The sequence below is a fragment of the Gilvibacter sp. CC01 genome (assembly GCF_055755295.1).
On the sequence record NZ_CM146909.1, the window covers coordinates 1 to 17,464 of the forward strand.

11 protein-coding genes, 2 tRNA genes and 3 rRNA genes are annotated in these 17,464 nt (G+C 43.8%); 11 read left to right on the forward strand and 5 right to left on the reverse strand.

Annotated elements, in window-relative coordinates; genetic code table 11:
• Positions 1-218: 218 nt before the first annotated feature.
• From AC0J2F_RS00005 to rrf, 5 genes are all read left to right on the forward strand, one after another.
• A 16S ribosomal RNA gene (locus tag AC0J2F_RS00005) occupies positions 219-1,742 on the forward strand.
• A gap of 201 nt (positions 1,743-1,943) precedes the next feature.
• Positions 1,944-2,017: transfer RNA gene (locus AC0J2F_RS00010), tRNA-Ile, on the forward strand.
• Positions 2,018-2,156: 139 nt separating this feature from the next.
• Positions 2,157-2,230, forward strand: a tRNA-Ala gene (locus AC0J2F_RS00015).
• Between the two features lie 495 nt (positions 2,231-2,725).
• Positions 2,726-5,549, forward strand: a 23S ribosomal RNA gene (locus AC0J2F_RS00020).
• 148 nt (positions 5,550-5,697) lie between these two features.
• Positions 5,698-5,809 (forward strand): 5S ribosomal RNA (rrf, locus tag AC0J2F_RS00025).
• The 16S, 23S and 5S rRNA genes sit together here with 2 tRNA genes alongside, the layout of an rRNA operon.
• Positions 5,810-6,199: 390 nt before the next feature.
• Here rrf and AC0J2F_RS00030 read toward each other — a convergent pair.
• Positions 6,200-6,871, reverse strand: coding sequence for a ZIP family metal transporter (locus AC0J2F_RS00030; protein WP_473008028.1), 672 nt, complete (start codon positions 6,869-6,871; stop codon positions 6,200-6,202).
• Positions 6,868-7,599, reverse strand: coding sequence for a class I SAM-dependent methyltransferase (locus tag AC0J2F_RS00035; protein WP_473008029.1), 732 nt, complete (start codon positions 7,597-7,599; stop codon positions 6,868-6,870). The genes AC0J2F_RS00030 and AC0J2F_RS00035 overlap by 4 nt, the downstream gene beginning before the upstream one ends.
• 56 nt (positions 7,600-7,655) lie before the next feature.
• Here AC0J2F_RS00035 and AC0J2F_RS00040 point away from each other — a divergent pair, with 56 nt between their 5' ends.
• Positions 7,656-8,813, forward strand: a complete 1,158-nt coding sequence (locus AC0J2F_RS00040) for a THUMP domain-containing class I SAM-dependent RNA methyltransferase (RefSeq protein WP_473008030.1) — start codon at positions 7,656-7,658, stop codon at positions 8,811-8,813.
• Here AC0J2F_RS00040 and AC0J2F_RS00045 read toward each other — a convergent pair.
• The 3 genes from AC0J2F_RS00045 to rlmD are packed head-to-tail and all read right to left on the reverse strand — an operon-like array spanning position 8,810 to position 11,408.
• Positions 8,810-9,523 carry a DUF6048 family protein gene (locus AC0J2F_RS00045; RefSeq protein WP_473008031.1) on the reverse strand — a complete coding sequence of 238 codons (714 nt, stop codon included), beginning with the start codon at positions 9,521-9,523 and terminating at the stop codon, positions 8,810-8,812. The two genes, AC0J2F_RS00040 and AC0J2F_RS00045, sit on opposite strands and share 4 nt — an antisense overlap.
• On the reverse strand, positions 9,495-9,989 hold the full coding sequence (locus AC0J2F_RS00050; protein ID WP_473008032.1) for a DUF6452 family protein: 495 nt from the start codon (positions 9,987-9,989) through the stop codon (positions 9,495-9,497). Before AC0J2F_RS00050 ends, AC0J2F_RS00045 begins: the two co-directional genes overlap by 29 nt.
• Before the next feature lie 9 nt (positions 9,990-9,998).
• Positions 9,999-11,408 carry a 23S rRNA (uracil(1939)-C(5))-methyltransferase RlmD gene (rlmD, locus tag AC0J2F_RS00055; protein ID WP_473008033.1) on the reverse strand — a complete coding sequence of 470 codons (1,410 nt, stop codon included), beginning with the start codon at positions 11,406-11,408 and terminating at the stop codon, positions 9,999-10,001.
• Between the two features lie 158 nt (positions 11,409-11,566).
• Between rlmD and rocD the strand changes: the two genes are divergently transcribed.
• The 5 genes from rocD (at position 11,567) to AC0J2F_RS00080 (ending at position 17,462) form a co-directional block, all read left to right on the forward strand.
• The gene (gene rocD, locus AC0J2F_RS00060) at positions 11,567-12,844 is read left to right on the forward strand and encodes an ornithine--oxo-acid transaminase (protein ID WP_420379305.1); all 1,278 of its coding nucleotides are present in this window, start codon (positions 11,567-11,569) and stop codon (positions 12,842-12,844) included.
• 65 nt (positions 12,845-12,909) lie between these two features.
• Entirely contained in the window at positions 12,910-13,809 is a 900-nt protein-coding gene (locus AC0J2F_RS00065) for a hypothetical protein (RefSeq protein ID WP_473008034.1), read from the forward strand.
• Between the two features lie 361 nt (positions 13,810-14,170).
• The gene (locus tag AC0J2F_RS00070; RefSeq protein ID WP_473008035.1) at positions 14,171-15,397 is read left to right on the forward strand and encodes a CUB domain-containing protein; all 1,227 of its coding nucleotides are present in this window, start codon (positions 14,171-14,173) and stop codon (positions 15,395-15,397) included.
• Between the two features lie 18 nt (positions 15,398-15,415).
• Complete coding sequence (locus AC0J2F_RS00075; RefSeq protein ID WP_473008036.1) at positions 15,416-15,877, forward strand: hypothetical protein; 462 nt, start codon at positions 15,416-15,418, stop codon at positions 15,875-15,877.
• A 79-nt stretch (positions 15,878-15,956) separates the two neighbouring features.
• Positions 15,957-17,462 (forward strand): T9SS type A sorting domain-containing protein, encoded by a 1,506-nt coding sequence (locus tag AC0J2F_RS00080; RefSeq protein ID WP_473008037.1) that lies wholly within the window; start codon positions 15,957-15,959, stop codon positions 17,460-17,462.
• Positions 17,463-17,464 lie beyond the last annotated feature (2 nt).

A 17,464-nucleotide genomic window follows, 5' to 3' on the forward strand; every position in this document is an offset into this window, starting at 1 on the left:
GTTGTATATTTGCACCCGCTAAACGGATGAGTGACTACAAAACACGAGTTGCGTTGAGCGAAAAAGAGAGAACAAAAGTTCATTGATATATTGAATTGACAGTGTACAATACTAAAGGAAACTTTGGTGTTGAAACGAATAAACCGAGTAAAAATACCCTGAGAGATTTTTTTGGTCAAACTTGGATATAGTAGTTGTTTAAAATTATTTAAGATTAAACGATGAAGAGTTTGATCCTGGCTCAGGATGAACGCTAGCGGCAGGCCTAACACATGCAAGTCGAGGGGTAACAGGGAGTAGCTTGCTACTTTGCTGACGACCGGCGCACGGGTGCGTAACGCGTATACAATCTGCCTTGTACTGGGGGATAGCCTTTAGAAATGAAGATTAATACCCCATAGTATATGACTGTGGCATCACAGCCATATTAAAGGTTACGGTACAAGATGAGTATGCGTCCTATTAGCTAGATGGTGTGGTAACGGCACACCATGGCGACGATAGGTAGGGGCCCTGAGAGGGGGATCCCCCACACTGGTACTGAGACACGGACCAGACTCCTACGGGAGGCAGCAGTGAGGAATATTGGACAATGGAGGCAACTCTGATCCAGCCATGCCGCGTGCAGGAAGACTGCCCTATGGGTTGTAAACTGCTTTTATACGGGAAGAAACACCCCCACGTGTGGGGGCTTGACGGTACCGTAAGAATAAGCACCGGCTAACTCCGTGCCAGCAGCCGCGGTAATACGGAGGGTGCAAGCGTTATCCGGAATCATTGGGTTTAAAGGGTCCGTAGGCGGACGATTAAGTCAGAGGTGAAAGTCTGCAGCTCAACTGTAGAATTGCCTTTGATACTGGTTGTCTTGAATTATTGTGAAGTGGTTAGAATAAGTAGTGTAGCGGTGAAATGCATAGATATTACTTAGAATACCAATTGCGAAGGCAGATCACTAACAATATATTGACGCTGAGGGACGAAAGCGTGGGGAGCGAACAGGATTAGATACCCTGGTAGTCCACGCCGTAAACGATGGATACTAGCTGTTCGATTTTCGGATTGAGTGGCTAAGCGAAAGTGATAAGTATCCCACCTGGGGAGTACGTTCGCAAGAATGAAACTCAAAGGAATTGACGGGGGCCCGCACAAGCGGTGGAGCATGTGGTTTAATTCGATGATACGCGAGGAACCTTACCAGGGCTTAAATGTAGTGGGACAGGTCTAGAAATAGACCCTTCTTCGGACTCATTACAAGGTGCTGCATGGTTGTCGTCAGCTCGTGCCGTGAGGTGTCAGGTTAAGTCCTATAACGAGCGCAACCCCTGTTGTTAGTTGCCAGCGAGTAATGTCGGGAACTCTAACAAGACTGCCGGTGCAAACCGCGAGGAAGGTGGGGATGACGTCAAATCATCACGGCCCTTACGTCCTGGGCTACACACGTGCTACAATGGTAGGTACAGAGAGCAGCCACTGCGCGAGCAGGAGCGAATCTATAAAACCTATCACAGTTCGGATCGGAGTCTGCAACTCGACTCCGTGAAGCTGGAATCGCTAGTAATCGCATATCAGCCATGATGCGGTGAATACGTTCCCGGGCCTTGTACACACCGCCCGTCAAGCCATGGAAGCTGGGGGTACCTGAAGTCGGTGACCGTAAGGAGCTGCCTAGGGTAAAACTAGTAACTGGGGCTAAGTCGTAACAAGGTAGCCGTACCGGAAGGTGCGGCTGGAACACCTCCTTTCTAGAGAAAGACGACTATGATCTATATCATAAAACGGGTTTGTACTAAGATAACTTGCTTAAGAATTTTTACTTGGTTTACTGTCAATTTAAAAAAGTAGTATAAAGTACTTAGTACTTAGTATTTAGAGGGTTTTTGGCGATAAAATTTTTGCAAACACCTAAATACTAATTACTAACGACTAAGCACTACAATTAATGCAGTCTCATAGCTCAGCTGGTTAGAGCGCTACACTGATAATGTAGAGGTCGGCAGTTCGAGTCTGCCTGAGACTACGACGCAGCCTAGGGCTGCGAGTACTAAGTACCTAGTATTTAGTATTTAGAAGTTCATTGAAACTGAAATACTGGAAATTCTGGAAGTTGAGTGGGTAGACACTAACTACTAAATGCTCAATACTAATTACTAGTATATGGGGAATTAGCTCAGCTGGCTAGAGCGCCTGCCTTGCACGCAGGAGGTCATCGGTTCGACTCCGATATTCTCCACAGATAAATACTTTAAAAAAGTAGAATCGCAGCGCAGCAGCGTGTAGAAAGCTTACTTTCTTAAGCGCTACAAGCCAGATTCTTTTAAAGTATTTTCAAGATGGGAGTTTGAGGTTGGCTACCGCAGGTAGCACTCCGAAAAACGAGCAGCTTGATTCTTCGGAATTAGCTGTTACCATTTTGGGGATATTATTAAAGTATTTTCAAAATTGAAGTTTGAGGACGGCTGTCCAGCAGCACTCCGATATCAAGATTTTGACTCCCCCCGGAGTTTTAATTGAGTTATTGGCGATCATCTAAGAAACTGAAGATTTTGACAAAATATTTGGTCATTGACCTTATAAGGTATCCTAAACTACCTTTCAAGCGAGATCAGAAACGTTCATTGACATATTGGGAAAAGAAATACGAGAAAGCAAGTTATTTGTTTATAATCGATAAGGTTATAGACATCGAAAATAAATTTGAATCAAACTCATTAAGAGCAAAAAAGTACAATAAGCGAGATAAGGGCGTATGGGGGATGCCTAGGCTCTCAGAGGCGAAGAAGGACGTGATAAGCTGCGATAAGTTGCGGGGAGTGGCACATACACTTTGATCCGTGAATTTCCGAATGGGGCAACCCGGCTGTTTGAAGAACAGTCACCTTTAATTAGGAGCGAACCCGGAGAACTGAAACATCTAAGTACCCGGAGGAGAAGAAAACAATAGTGATTGCGTTAGTAGTGGCGAGCGAACGCGCAGTAGCCCAAACCAGTGTTGTTACGGCAATGCTGGGGTTGTAGGACTGCGATGTACTGTGCTGGATGAACTAGAACACGTTGGAAAGCGTGGCCAAAGACGGTGATAGCCCGGTATAGGTAAAGAAAGTTACAGTTAGCAGTATCCTGAGTAGTGCGGGGCACGTGAAACCCTGTATGAATTTGGCGGGACCATCCGCTAAGGCTAAATACTCCTGAGAGACCGATAGTGAACCAGTACCGTGAGGGAAAGGTGAAAAGAACCCTGAATAAGGGAGTGAAATAGAACCTGAAACCATACGCTTACAAGCGGTCGGAGCACGTTTACGTGTGACGGCGTGCCTTTTGCATAATGAGCCTACGAGTTACTTTTACTAGCGAGGTTAAGTTTTTAAGGAACGGATCCGTAGCGAAAGCGAGTCTGAATAGGGCGCTTTAGTTAGTAGTAGTAGACGCGAAACCGTGTGATCTACCCATGGGCAGGGTGAAGCTGTGGTAACACATAGTGGAGGCCCGAACCCGTTGACGTTGAAAAGTCTTGGGATGACCTGTGGGTAGGGGTGAAAGGCCAATCAAACTCGGAAATAGCTCGTACTCCCCGAAATGCATTTAGGTGCAGCGTTGATTTAGTTTTATAGAGGTAGAGCTACTGATTGGATGCGGGGGCTTCACCGCCTACCAATTCCTGACAAACTCCGAATGCTATAAAATGATGATCAGCAGTGAGGGCATGGGTGCTAAGGTCCATGTCCGAGAGGGAAAGAACCCAGACCATCAGCTAAGGTCCCCAAATGTATATTAAGTTGACAAAACGCGGTTGGATTGCATAGACAGCTAGGATGTTGGCTTGGAAGCAGCCATTCATTTAAAGAGTGCGTAACAGCTCACTAGTCGAGCGATCCGGCATGGATAATAATCGGGCATAAATATACTACCGAAGCTATGGCATCTGTAAAGATGGGTAGGGGAGCATTCTAGTTGTGTTGAAGGTGAACTGTGAGGTTTGCTGGAACGGCTAGAAAAGAAAATGTAGGCATAAGTAACGATAAAGGGGGCGAGAAACCCCCTCACCGAAAGACCAAGGTTTCCTCAGCTATGCTAATCAGCTGAGGGTTAGTCGGGACCTAACGCGAACCCGAAAGGGGTAGTGGATGGACAACCAGTTAATATTCTGGTACCTGCTCACGTTAAAAGTGACGGAGGCGTATATTTGGTGCGTGCTGACGGAATAGCACGTTGAAGCGAGTAGTAATACCGCGATAGTACACTAAGGCTACGGCTGCGGTGATAATCCAGAGAAGCGACTTCCAAGAAAAGCGAGTGAAGCAGCCCGTACCGTAAACCGACACAGGTGGTTGGGATGAGAATTCTAAGGTGCTCGAGAGATTCATGGCTAAGGAACTAGGCAAAATAGACCTGTAACTTCGGGAGAAAGGTCGCCAACAGCAATGTTGGCCGCAGTGAAGAGGTCCAGGCGACTGTTTATCAAAAACACAGGGCTCTGCTAAATTGAAAGATGATGTATAGGGCCTGACACCTGCCCGGTGCCGGAAGGTTAAGAGGAGATGTTAGCTTTTAGCGAAGCATTGAATTGAAGCCCCGGTAAACGGCGGCCGTAACTATAACGGTCCTAAGGTAGCGAAATTCCTTGTCGGGTAAGTTCCGACCTGCACGAATGGTGTAACGATCTGGACACTGTCTCAGCCATGAGCTCGGTGAAATTGTAGTATCGGTGAAGATGCCGATTACCCGCTACGGGACGAAAAGACCCCGTGAACCTTTACTATAGCTTAGTATTGACTTTGGATAAGTAATGTGTAGGATAGGTGGGAGACTTTGAAGTGGCGTCGCTAGGCGTTGTGGAGTCATTGTTGAAATACCACCCTTTACTTATTTGAAGCCTAACTCAGAAATGAGGACAGTGCTTGGTGGGTAGTTTGACTGGGGTGGTCGCCTCCAAAAGAGTAACGGAGGCTTCTAAAGGTTCCCTCAATACGGTTGGCAATCGTGTGTAGAGTGCAATGGCATAAGGGAGCTTGACTGAGAGACATACAGGTCGATCAGGTACGAAAGTAGAGCATAGTGATCCGGTGGTTCCGCATGGAAGGGCCATCGCTCAAAGGATAAAAGGTACTCCGGGGATAACAGGCTGATCTCCCCCAAGAGCTCACATCGACGGGGGGGTTTGGCACCTCGATGTCGGCTCGTCACATCCTGGGGCTGGAGAAGGTCCCAAGGGTTGGGCTGTTCGCCCATTAAAGTGGCACGCGAGCTGGGTTCAGAACGTCGTGAGACAGTTCGGTCTCTATCTGTAGTGGGCGCGAGAAATTTGAGTGAATCTGACTCTAGTACGAGAGGACCGAGTTGGACTAACCTCTGGTGTACCAGTTGTTCCGCCAGGAGCACTGCTGGGTAGCTACGTTGGGAAGGGATAAGCGCTGAAAGCATATAAGCGCGAAACCCATCACAAGATGAGATTTCTTTAAAGGGTCGTGGGAGACTACCACGTTGATAGGTCACAGGTGTAAAGGTGGTAACATCATAGCCGAGTGATACTAATAACCCGTAAGCTTATGTACGTCGACTTCCCTGATCTTCGGGTCAGGGAAGCCACTCTTTGCTTTAAAAAATTAATGCAGTTCAAATGAACTTGCTACACACTCTCGAATCTCTTTTTCCTTATATGTCAAAATATTAGTGTTTGCATCTTATTGCAAGCCAACGATTTAAGGTGGCTATAGCGATGGGGCTCACCTCTTACCATTCCGAACAGAGAAGTTAAGCCCATCTGCGCAGATGGTACTGCTATACCAAGTGGGAGAGTATGTCGCTGCCTTTTTTATCATAAAGTCCTTGTTCTTTTAGAGCAGGGACTTTTTTGTTGCGCATAATCTAAATCCAAGTGTATACCTTATTAACCTAAAAAGGCTAGCGACATGCCGGCCCCTCAGCGCTCGCCCGTCGCTAAAAATGTACACCGTACATTTTCTTTACGCTCCAGGGCCTTTTTTTCATTAAAGACCCGTTCTATTTTTAGGATGGGTCTTTTTGCTTGTATAAACTTCTCACATCAAGATATTGCAGTAAAAAGGCATATTGCAGCGCGGCAGGCTGGCAGCTCGGGTAATAGGTCTACCAGACAGCTTTGGCAAAAAAATATGACTAGAATTTACCGTGTTATTCGCTGAGTTAATTATCTGTTATAAGACAATAAGGAATAGTGTTGCGCTTAGATAAAGTAGGCAATAGCCATAGCTAAGATTACCGTGAGAAGCTTAATCAGATTAAAACTGTGATTCTTATTACTTTCAAACAATATGGTAGTGGAAACATGCAGAAAAATACCAACTACCAGGGCATTAAGATAGGGGAGATATTCTTGAATCTGAGTTGGGTGCTGACTCAAATAGCTGCCTAATGGGGTCATTAGTGCAAAACCACTTAAAAACAAGAGCGTGATCCACGATTTAAATCCAGATTTGATTAGAAAGATACCGAGTATAGCTGCAATAGGTACTTTATGAATCAATACTCCATAAAGCAAATGATCACTTGAAGCTACAGGTATCCCTTCAAGCAGCGCATGTATAGAAAGACTTATAAAAAGTGCGAAAGGAAAGTTTCGCTGATCGGAATCTATATGTATGTGCCCGTGTTCTGCTCCTTTAGAAAAGAAATCTAACACTAATTGAAGTAATATACCTCCCATTATGAAAATCCCCAGGGAATCTTTGGAACTTTGATACAACTCTGGCAAATACTCAAATACAGTGACAGAGAGTAAAAAGGCCCCACTAAAAGACAATAGCAGATTAAAACGCGAAGTTTCTCTGGTTTTCAAAGCATAGGCAACACCGTATCCTATAATTACCGATAAAAACAAGCTCAGGTACAACATCATTTAAATATCAGTATAAGACGTTCAGAAGTTTCTGGATCAAAGGAATCTAGCTGATAGTTTCCATAGGTTTTTGTCAACTCCACACCGGCAAGTTCGAAATAAGACTTGAATTGATCCAAGTCCATTGCAGAAACACGCTCGGCAAAAGAGTATTCCTTTCCTTGATCCTTAAAAGTAATAGTCTTGGTGATGAATTTATCATCGATTTTACGATTGATATTAAACCGAATACCGTCTATCGTTTTTTCTTCAGTTACCACCAGATGCTTCGCCACATAATTCACATTCAAGAAATCAATGACGCCAATTCCTTCAGAAGCCAAACTTTGTTTTATGGCACGTATTGCTCTCAAATTATCGTTAGCTCCTTCAAAATAACCAAAAGAGGTAAATAGATTAAATATGGCATCGAACTTTTGCTGAAACGGTAAACACATATCATGGATCACAAAGCGCAGCCCCGGTCTTTCATGCAACTTAGCAGCTTCAATATTCTTAGGCGATAGATCCGCTCCGGTCACTTGATAACCCATACCAGCTAAATAAATAGAATGTCTTCCGCGGCCGCAGGCCAAATCTAAAATTTGAGCAGTCTTAGGTAGGGCCAAAGCCTCCGTTAGATTATCCATAAAAACGGCTGCTTCGGAGTAATCCCGATCCTTATAAAGGATATGATAATAAGGCGAATTGAACCAGGAAGTATACCAAGATTCAGGAATCTCTTGCATGCAGATGGTTTAAAGGGCTAAAATAGTCTATTTTTGGGGCATCCTACAGCTAACTTATGGAAAAAAACTTTAATATGGTTGCTAAGACACTCTTCGGATTGGAAGAGGTATTGGCAGAAGAACTTAGAAAACTCGGGGCTTCCGGAGTGACTCCTGGGCGGAGATCGGTCAGTTTTATGGGCGACTTAGGCTTTATGTACAAGGCCAACCTCTGCTGTCGTACGGCGATAAAGATCCTTAAACCCATTTCCAGTTTTCCTGTATTTTCAGAAGACGACCTATACACAAAAGTTAAGCGTATCCCATGGGAGGATTTTATGGCTGCGGATGGGACCCTGGCCGTAGATGCTACGGTACATTCGCAGCAGTTCACGCATTCCAAATTCATCGCGCTCAAGACCAAGGATGCGATTGTTGATAGGTTTAGAGAACGCGAAAGCAGAAGACCTAACGTAGACTTGGCGCATCCCAATTTGCGGATCAATCTACATATAGATCGCAACCGCTGCACAGTATCTTTAGACAGTTCTGGCGGTTCGTTACACAAGCGCGGCTATAAAACCGCAATTACCTTAGCACCTCTAAACGAGGTCTTGGCGGCGGGAATTGTCTTGCTATCGGGTTGGCGTGGTCAATGTGATCTATTAGACCCTATGTGTGGTAGTGGAACCATACTCACAGAGGCTGCGATGATTGCTTGTAATATTCCACCGAATCTAAATCGCGATGAATTCGGCTTTGAGCATTGGCCCGATTATGACGAAGATCTTTTTGCGACCATTGAGCAGGCTGCACTTAATAAGATACGTGATTTTCAATACCGTATTCAAGGTTTTGACTTGGATGACAAGGCGCTGTCTGTGGCTCGATCTAATGTAAAGAATGCGAACCTAGGAGAGTTCATCAGTATTCAGAGGCAAGATTTCTTTAGCTCGGAGAAAAGCAGTGATCGCCCGAGTTTTATCATTTTTAACCCACCTTATGACGAACGCCTGACCATAGATGTAGAAGATTTCTATACCAAGATAGGCGATACTTTAAAGCGCGGATACCCCGGAACTCAAGCCTGGATGCTTTGCGGAAATTTAGAAGCGCTCAAATCGGTAGGACTGCGTCCTTCTAAAAAGATCAAACTTTTTAATGGGAAACTAGAAAGTCGTTTGGTACGGTACGAAATGTATTCCGGAAGTAAAAAGGCGAAGAAACAGGCTTAACGCTTAAAGATCGGTATCAGATAACTTATCGTATAGCCGTAACCCACACCGAAGCTCGATTCGTCATAGGTTCTGTTAAATCCGGGAATATAAAGGTTGTCAAAATTCTCTGGTTTGGTTTCACTAATGCGCCGTTTAAGCTGTACGTTCAAACTCAGGAATAGATTGTTAAAAAGTTCCGTCTTAACTCCAACCATTAGTTCTATCCAAGAAGCATTCAGACTTTCAAAGGTCTGAGGCTCCTCGCGCAGCTGAAACTCCTCATAACTCTGGTCAGTGGTGTAGATGCCGTAAGACAATAATTCTTGTTCAAAGGTTGAATATCCGTAGCGCAGTCCCGCAAAGATGCTGTTGTTTAGCCCTGGCCAATTGTCATAGGCATTAAAATCTGCTCCGATTTTAAAATAACTCCCGCGAGCAATTGAATTTAAATTCTCTTCAAGGCGTTCTTTTTCTTCTGTCCCAAGTTCTAGGGCGGCGTAAAATCGTTTGGAGATCCTAAAGTCCGCAGTGATCTCAAATCCTGTGTAGCCGTCTTCTATAGCGGTACGCAAAGGTTTGGCCAGATCAACTCCTAACCGTAAACCATATTTGTTGTCACGCTTTTTAAGGGCTAGGGTATCGGAAGGCGACTCCGTGGATTCCTGAGCGAAAACTGCAGCCGTGCTTAGTAGCATCAGACTAATGAAAAAGAGTGAGATGCGCTGCATTGTCGTCGCTAATTGTGGTTTGTAAAACTTCAAAACTAAAGAGCCAGTTGCTACCTTCCTCATTGATCAGTTGTCCACTTAGATCATTGTAATTGGTAATGAATCCGCAAGCGCGATTCAAATAAATATCTTCTGTAGTGTAAAGCAGATTGAATCGATCTGCGTTGGATTCGTCGGTTTCTGTGGTGTCTGCCTCTCGTACAAACAACAATTCGGTTCGCGTGTCAAAGTTGCGCAGAGGAATCGCTATGGAATCTGTGCTGCTCACGCTAAAAAGTACGATCTCTGAATTCTCCGCATCTCGCACCTCCAAATTTGGAACAGCCTTAGACAAAGTGCGATTTGCAAAATCCTTGAAGGTTATGATTAGCAGGGGAGTGGTCTGAGTATCTTCCGGACAAATATCATCTCGGGTACATCCCATGGCCAAAAGTAGGCAGCAAATAAGTGCTAGAGTTCTTTTCAAAAGAATAAACTATCGTTTGGTTAAAAGTACAACATTTTCTACATGATGCGTCTGCGGAAACATATCTACAGCTTGAGACTTTTGTACCTCATATTTTTCTGCAAGTAGTTGCAAATCTCGTGCCTGAGTTGAACTATTACAACTCACATATACGATCTTGGGTGCTTCTAATTTCAGTAACTGAGCAACCACATCTTTATGCATACCGTCACGAGGCGGATCTGTGATAACTACATCGGGTTGTCCGTGAGTAGCAATAAACTCCTCAGTAAAAACCTGCTTCATGTCTCCAACATAAAACTCACAGTTACTGATCTTATTGTGCTCGGCATTGGCCTTGGCAGCTTCGATAGCCTCTGGAACTGCCTCTACACCAATAACCTTGGCCGCTTGTTTTGAAACGAACTGTGCAATGGTCCCAGTGCCCGTATATAGGTCATACACTAGCTCGTTACCTTGGAGTCCGGCAAAGTCACGAGCTATCTTATAGAGTTCGTAAGCTTGCTCGGAGTTGGTCTGGTAAAAGGACTTGGCATTGATCTTAAATTCCAAGCCTTCCATTTTTTCGGTGATAAAGTCTTTTCCAGCGTAGCGCAAAATGTCTTGATCGTAAAGTGTGTCATTGGCTTTCTGATTGATCACATATAGCAGGGAGGTGATCTGTGGAAACTCCGCAGCAACTGCCTCTAGAACCATATAAATAGCTTCCTGATCATGGTCGTAGAACTGGATCAAGACCATAAATTCACCGCTGCTGGTATTGCGTATCATTAAGGTCCGCAGCAAGCCTTCTTGCGCTCTAGGATCAAAAAAGGCAAGACCTTTTTCTTTGGCAAAATCCCGAACAAAATTCCGAATCGCGTTAGAGGGGTCGGCTTGCAAGTGACATTTATCTATATCTAAGATCTTATCCCACATGCCCGGAATATGAAACCCTAAAGCGTTGCGATCTGCTATCTCCTGGCCGCTATTTATCTGTTCTAGTGTTAGCCATTTGTTATTGCTAAAAGAGAACTCCATTTTATTGCGATAGAAATAAGGCGTGTTGCAGCCCTTTATAGGTATGATCTCCTTAGGTTCAATGCCACCAAGACGCTTTAGGTTTTGGGTAACTTCTCGCTGCTTGTATTCCAATTGGAAGGGGTAACCCATATTTTGCCATTTGCATCCGCCACAGGTGCCAAAATAAGCACAGGCCGGCTCCACGCGCTTGTCCGAAAACTTGTCAAAGGAAATGGCTGTTCCGTGATAATATGCAGATCGTTTTTTGGTGGTCTGTACTGTGGCTATATCTCCCGGAACCGCATTGTCAATGAACACTACGCGTCCGTCTGGAGCTTTGGCAACTGCCTTTCCTTTTGCCCCTGCATCAATGACCTCTAGCCCTTCAAATACTTTTCTGTTGCGTTTTCTTGCCATGGGGGCAAAAGTAGTACAATTCCAACGTTTTTATGCTGACTTTTTCAACCCTCACGAACTAAATTTAGTAACTTGCTATCGCTTTAGGATGATTTCTCTCCTGCTGATAGATCTAGCCAAGAAGGAATTGCTCATGTATCAATTGAAAAATTATTAAAATGTCTGTTTTACAAGGATTGACATCGCAAGAGGCCATGGCTTTAGAAGACAAGTATGGCGCCCACAACTATCACCCATTACCAGTAGTATTGACCCGAGGCGAGGGTGTTTATGTCTGGGATGTAGAAGGAAAGAAATATTACGATTTCTTGTCGGCTTATTCGGCCGTTAACCAGGGCCACTGCCACCCTAAAATCGTCGGAGCACTAAAAAGTCAGGCAGATACGCTGACACTTACGTCGCGCGCATTCTACAACGATCTTTTAGGACGTTACGAAAAATACGCTACCGAGCTCTTCGGATTCGATAAATTGCTTCCGATGAACACAGGCGCAGAAGCCGTTGAGACTGCTGTTAAGATCTGTCGTAAATGGGCTTATGAGAAAAAGGGTATTGCCGAGAATGAGGCGCAAATTGTGGTTTGTGAAAACAACTTCCACGGCCGTACAACTACGATCATCTCTTTTTCAAATGATCCTGTGGCGCGCAAGAACTTTGGCCCTTATACACAAGGATTCATCAAGATCCCTTATGACGATATTGATGCCTTAGAAGCGGTGTTGAAAGACAATGATAAAATTGCCGGTTTTTTGGTAGAACCAATTCAAGGCGAGGCTGGGGTCTATGTCCCTGCCACCGATTATTTAAAAAAGGCCAAAGCCCTATGTGAGGCCAATAATGTTCTTTTTATCGCAGACGAGGTTCAGACCGGGATTGCAAGAACCGGACGCTTGCTGGCTACCTGCGGGAATTGCAGTTGTTCTGATAAGAACTGTAGCGGAACTCCAGAAGTGAAGCCAGACATGCTGATCTTAGGAAAGGCCTTAAGCGGTGGTGTATACCCGGTTTCGGCTGTATTAGCCAATGACGATATCATGGACGTGATTCGTCCAGGAAACCACGGTTCCACCTTTGGCGGGAACCCAATTGCTGCAGCCGTTGCCATGGCCGCACTAGAGGTTATACAAGATGAAGAACTCGCTGAAAACGCTTTTCAGCTTGGAGAGTTGTTCCGTTCGGAAATGAATAAGTATATTGCAAACAGTAAGATAGTGAAGCTAGTACGCGGAAAAGGTCTACTTAACGCCATTGTCATAGACGATCATGAAGAAGGAGACACCGCTTGGAACATTTGCTTGGCACTTAGAGATAACGGCCTATTGGCCAAGCCTACCCATGGAAACATTATACGTTTCGCTCCCCCATTGGTAATGAATAAAGAGCAGTTGTTGGATTGTGTAAGTATCATAACCAGCACGCTAAAAACTTTTGAGTAACCAATTTTTAAAAAACCTCACCTATAAAAAGAAAATTTCTCGGCCTATGTGCCGCTGCCTCGCTATTGGCATGTGCAGAACAACTGCAACCAGCTATAGAGAACCAGGCAATTGACAGTGCAAAGTTCGCAGCCCCCAGTGTCGCCACTCCAGACGCTACTTTAGACGGTACCAATTTGGGTATGTATCGCGGTATTTTTGTATCTGCGGATTCAAAATACCACGGGGAACTGATTATCAGTATAACTGATGTGGATACACCGCTTGCAGTAGTGGCCTTAGATAATGACAAGTCGCCGTATTTTGAGGGACAAGACTTGGGAGATGCGCAATATCGATTTAAATCGGACAATGCATTCTTTACTATAGATGTATCAGACAAAGACAATGTTATTGTCCTTGGGCCTGATCTGGAAAGCAGACCGATACATATTCGTTTGGTCAAAGATGAGGCTGCGAGCCGAGCCACAGTATCACTTGGTACTTTTGTAGATTCTGCAGATTCTAACTTTGCCGGCACCTGGGATTTTATCAGCACTTCGACCTCAGACATTACACAACCTATACCTTTTCCTCCATTTATTTATACCATCACAGTAGATAACATTGATGAATTGGTTATATGTTATGACAATGGAACTCCAGATGGGCGTATGTTCAACGACACTTCCCAAGAGAGTTTTACAGCTTCGGGATGCGGAGTGATCCCTGCGGGGACTTATGCGCCTTTCACCCTTGGGCCAATAGTTTTGGATTTGCCTTTAGTTGGGCCAACAGCCGTAGATGAGATCGCAGCCTTTGGTCAGACCACTGATATTTTAGGCAACAACTTGACCTGGAATCTTGGTTCTACTATAAATGGAGCAGTTCCCGGCGTGCAAGCTTATTTAGATCTAAGTTGTACAGATGTAGCTTCTGGAACTTGGTCTTGGAATGGAAGAAGTGGAACCATATTACTGTATTAACGTAAGGAATTTCTATTAGAAAAATCTAAATCTGGGTTAAAACCTTCAAAGAGTAGCTCGTCTATTTTTTGAAGGTTTTTTGTTTTAATTGACTTGTTTTCTCAAAAGAATCATTGAATGGAGCAGACAATCAGTGTTTTACCTTGAGAATCCATTAAAAACAGGAGATGAGCGAGACTTTTAATTATCATTTTCTTAAAAAATTGACATTTTTTTTCCATTAATCGACAAAAAACTTCGCTTAAATGATTATTTAAAATTTCCTTAACAATTTCATTGTCTTTTTCGAAAATGACTTTCTCTTGCCATTTGAAACTTTAGCGAACAAAAAAATATAACTTTTCTAAACCTCACAACACAAATGAAGAAATTTATTCTAATGTTTGCTCTAGGTGCAGTGATTTACTCTTGTAGTGAAGAAACAACTGAACTAGATCAAAATGAAACCAACGCATTTACAGAATCGGTGGATCCAAAAGCAACTCCAAGAGCTGAGTTTGACGATTCAGGCTTGGGAATGTACCACGGATTTATTGCCACTCTAGATTCTGACTTCAATGCCAAAATTTGGATTAATGCCGGAAACGACGGCAAATTCAATGCAACAGTTAAGACCTTAAACGGAGACAAATACTCATTTTTCTCTCACGAGGCAGATATGGCGGGAACTTCTTTTGCCTTTAAAGGTGTAAATGGAAATTTCAGCTTTGACATTTCAGATCCATCAAACCCAACTGTTAGTGATGTGACCATTAACGGGAAAGACGGTATCAGCCACGTGTACAAAGAATTTAGCACTCAGCGTGGTGTTGTATCTCTTGGCACCTATGTTGATAATACGGATTCCGCTTTTAATGGTGTGTGGAACTTATTAAGTGATGGTACGCCGCACCCTGCAGGAGCAGGAGTAGTTGTGACTGAGACTTTTGTGCTGTCACCAGCGGGTAACCCATTTACCGATACAACTACTGAGACTTTTAACTTTGCTTGTTTTGGACAAACAGGAATTCCAGGTTTGTTGTTGGTAACAACCGGGGTTGCTAACGAGATTTGGTTGTTTGAGCAATCTTCGATGTGGGGATCGTTTATGGCAACTTATGACATAGGAGTAAGCGCCATCTTAAGAGACAACAACAACCTTGGGTATGATTCATTCTCTAATGGAGATGGAACTCAGTGTCTTATTGCACAAGATCAAGGAACTTGGTCTTGGAACGGAAGAACTGGTACAGTGAGCTTCCCAAGTGATGTGCCACTACCAATTTTAGAATGTACTGATCCTATTAGCATTGCTGCCGATACAGGTGGACAGCTTTTGAACTACCGCAACAATGAGAGTGTAACGCGAGTTGTTACTACTGGAGACGGTTCTAACATGAGCTTGTATTTTACTGAATTTGATACTGAAGGTTGTTGTGATGACTTGTCTATATACGACGGTGCTGATGCATCTGCACCTTTAATTGGAACTTATTCTGGTTCCGAGCTTTTCCAAGTACAGGTAGACGGTACTACAGACTCACTTACTTTAGTCTTTAATTCTGATAGCTCCATAACGCGCACAGGATGGGCTGCAGAGGTATGTTAAACTGCGCCACCACCACTTGTGTGTGATGTAGACTACGTAGATTCTGGAGGAACTACTGGAAACTATAGTAATAATGAAGATGTAACACAAAGTTATGTTGCCCCCTTTGGACAAGTAGTGCTAGCCACTTCCCAAGTGTTCAACATTGAGAGCAATTGGGATTATATGCGTGTTTACAACGGTCCAATAGAAGACGCTGCTACAGAAGTAACTACTATTGGAGGTGTAACAGCGGTAACAGCCAATGGCAACTCTGGATTCACTGGAACTAGCTTGCAAGGTGAGGCTTTCCAAACCTCTGGACAAGACATTACTTTCGTATTCGAATCTGACGGTTCTGCTACTAGGGCAGGATGGGAGATCTGTATCCAATACGTAACTCCATTTACCGCGCCAGCAGCTTCAGACACCAAAGATCCTTCGGCTATCGACCTTCCATTTATGGAGGTAGAAGTTGAACCAACGACTTTGAAGAAATAAGAATTTCTTATTGATGTAATTCTGATAGAACACCCCCTTACTAAGGTTTGGGGGTGTCTTTTTTTAATTTCCCCGAAAGATGAGATCAATTATCCCATTGATAGTCGCTTTAATGTTAGGCATTAGCGCACAGAGTCAAGTATTATTTGAAGAATCCGCAGTCGCACTAGGCATAGATGAGATAAGAGATATCAGTGATGGTACAGGTGTTTCCTTTGTCGATTTTGACAATGATGGCTGGGACGATATCACTGTCTGTACCAATGCTGGAGAACCGGTAAGATTCTACAAGAATATTGAAGGAAGCTTTACCGAGATCAGTCTTGATCTTATAGATCCGCTAATTGCCTCTAAAAGCGTTACCTGGGTAGACTTTGACAACGATGGTGATAAAGATTTGTTTGTTGCTAGCGAAACTGCACCCAACACCTTTTATCGCAATGACAATTTTTCTTTTATCGATATAACAGCGGAGGCGGGACTACCAACGACCAACGTTTTCACAAATTCTGCTTCTTGGGGCGATTACGATAACGATGGCCTACTCGACGTATTCTTGGCCAATCGCGATCTGGCACAGGTAGAGGTGAATATGCTGTTTAAAAACAATGGCGATGGAACCTTTACCAATGTCAACTTAGAATCCAATATTGGGAATCGGTCTGTTTTGAGTTTCCAAGGTACTTTTTACGACATCAATAATGATGGTCAAATGGAGCTATATTTGATCAATGATCGATTGATCACCAAAAACGTGATGTACAAGAACAACGGCAGTGGGGTATTTTCAGATATCAGCTTCTTTTCTGGCTCAGACTATCAAATGAATGCCATGAGCTCGGCTATTGAAGATTACGACTATGACGGTTATGTGGATATGTATATCACTAACACTACCATCGATTCTAGCGATCCTGATCCAGGTAATTTTTTAATGAAGAACAACGGTGACGAGACGTTTACCAATACGGCAATTACCGCTGGAGTTCAGTTCGGTTACTTTTCATGGGGAGCCGTTTGGCTCGATGGAGACCTAGACGGTTATTTGGATCTTTACGTAAGCGGACAATTTGCCACAGATGGCGGTGGAATTCTTCCTGCGGCCTATTATGACAATCAGGGTGATGCCACTTTTGAACGGGTAATTGGTCAAGGCTTTGAGGATGATCTTGCGTTTTCTTATGGTAACGCCATGGGCGATGTTGACAATGATGGTTATCCGGATATAGTTGTTGCAAACAGAGATCTGTTTAAAGATTATTTGTGGCTCAACAAAACAGGCGAGCTTAACCCCAACAATTATTTCAAGGTTAAGTTAGAAGGTACTGTTAGCAATCAGGACCGGCAAACCATAAGTACGCTACAAGTTTATCCAAATCCTGTTACCGATCTGGTAAACATACAATTGTCAGATCAGCATATAACTGGGCTAAAACTTTACAATGCTCTAGGGCAATTGGTATTAAAGCAGGAATTAGATCGATTAACTACTGTATTGAACCTTGCGAATCTACAAGCAGGAGTCTACATGCTAAATATTCAGGGCGAGACCAATAACTTTACAAGCCGTTTGGTGAAACATTAGAC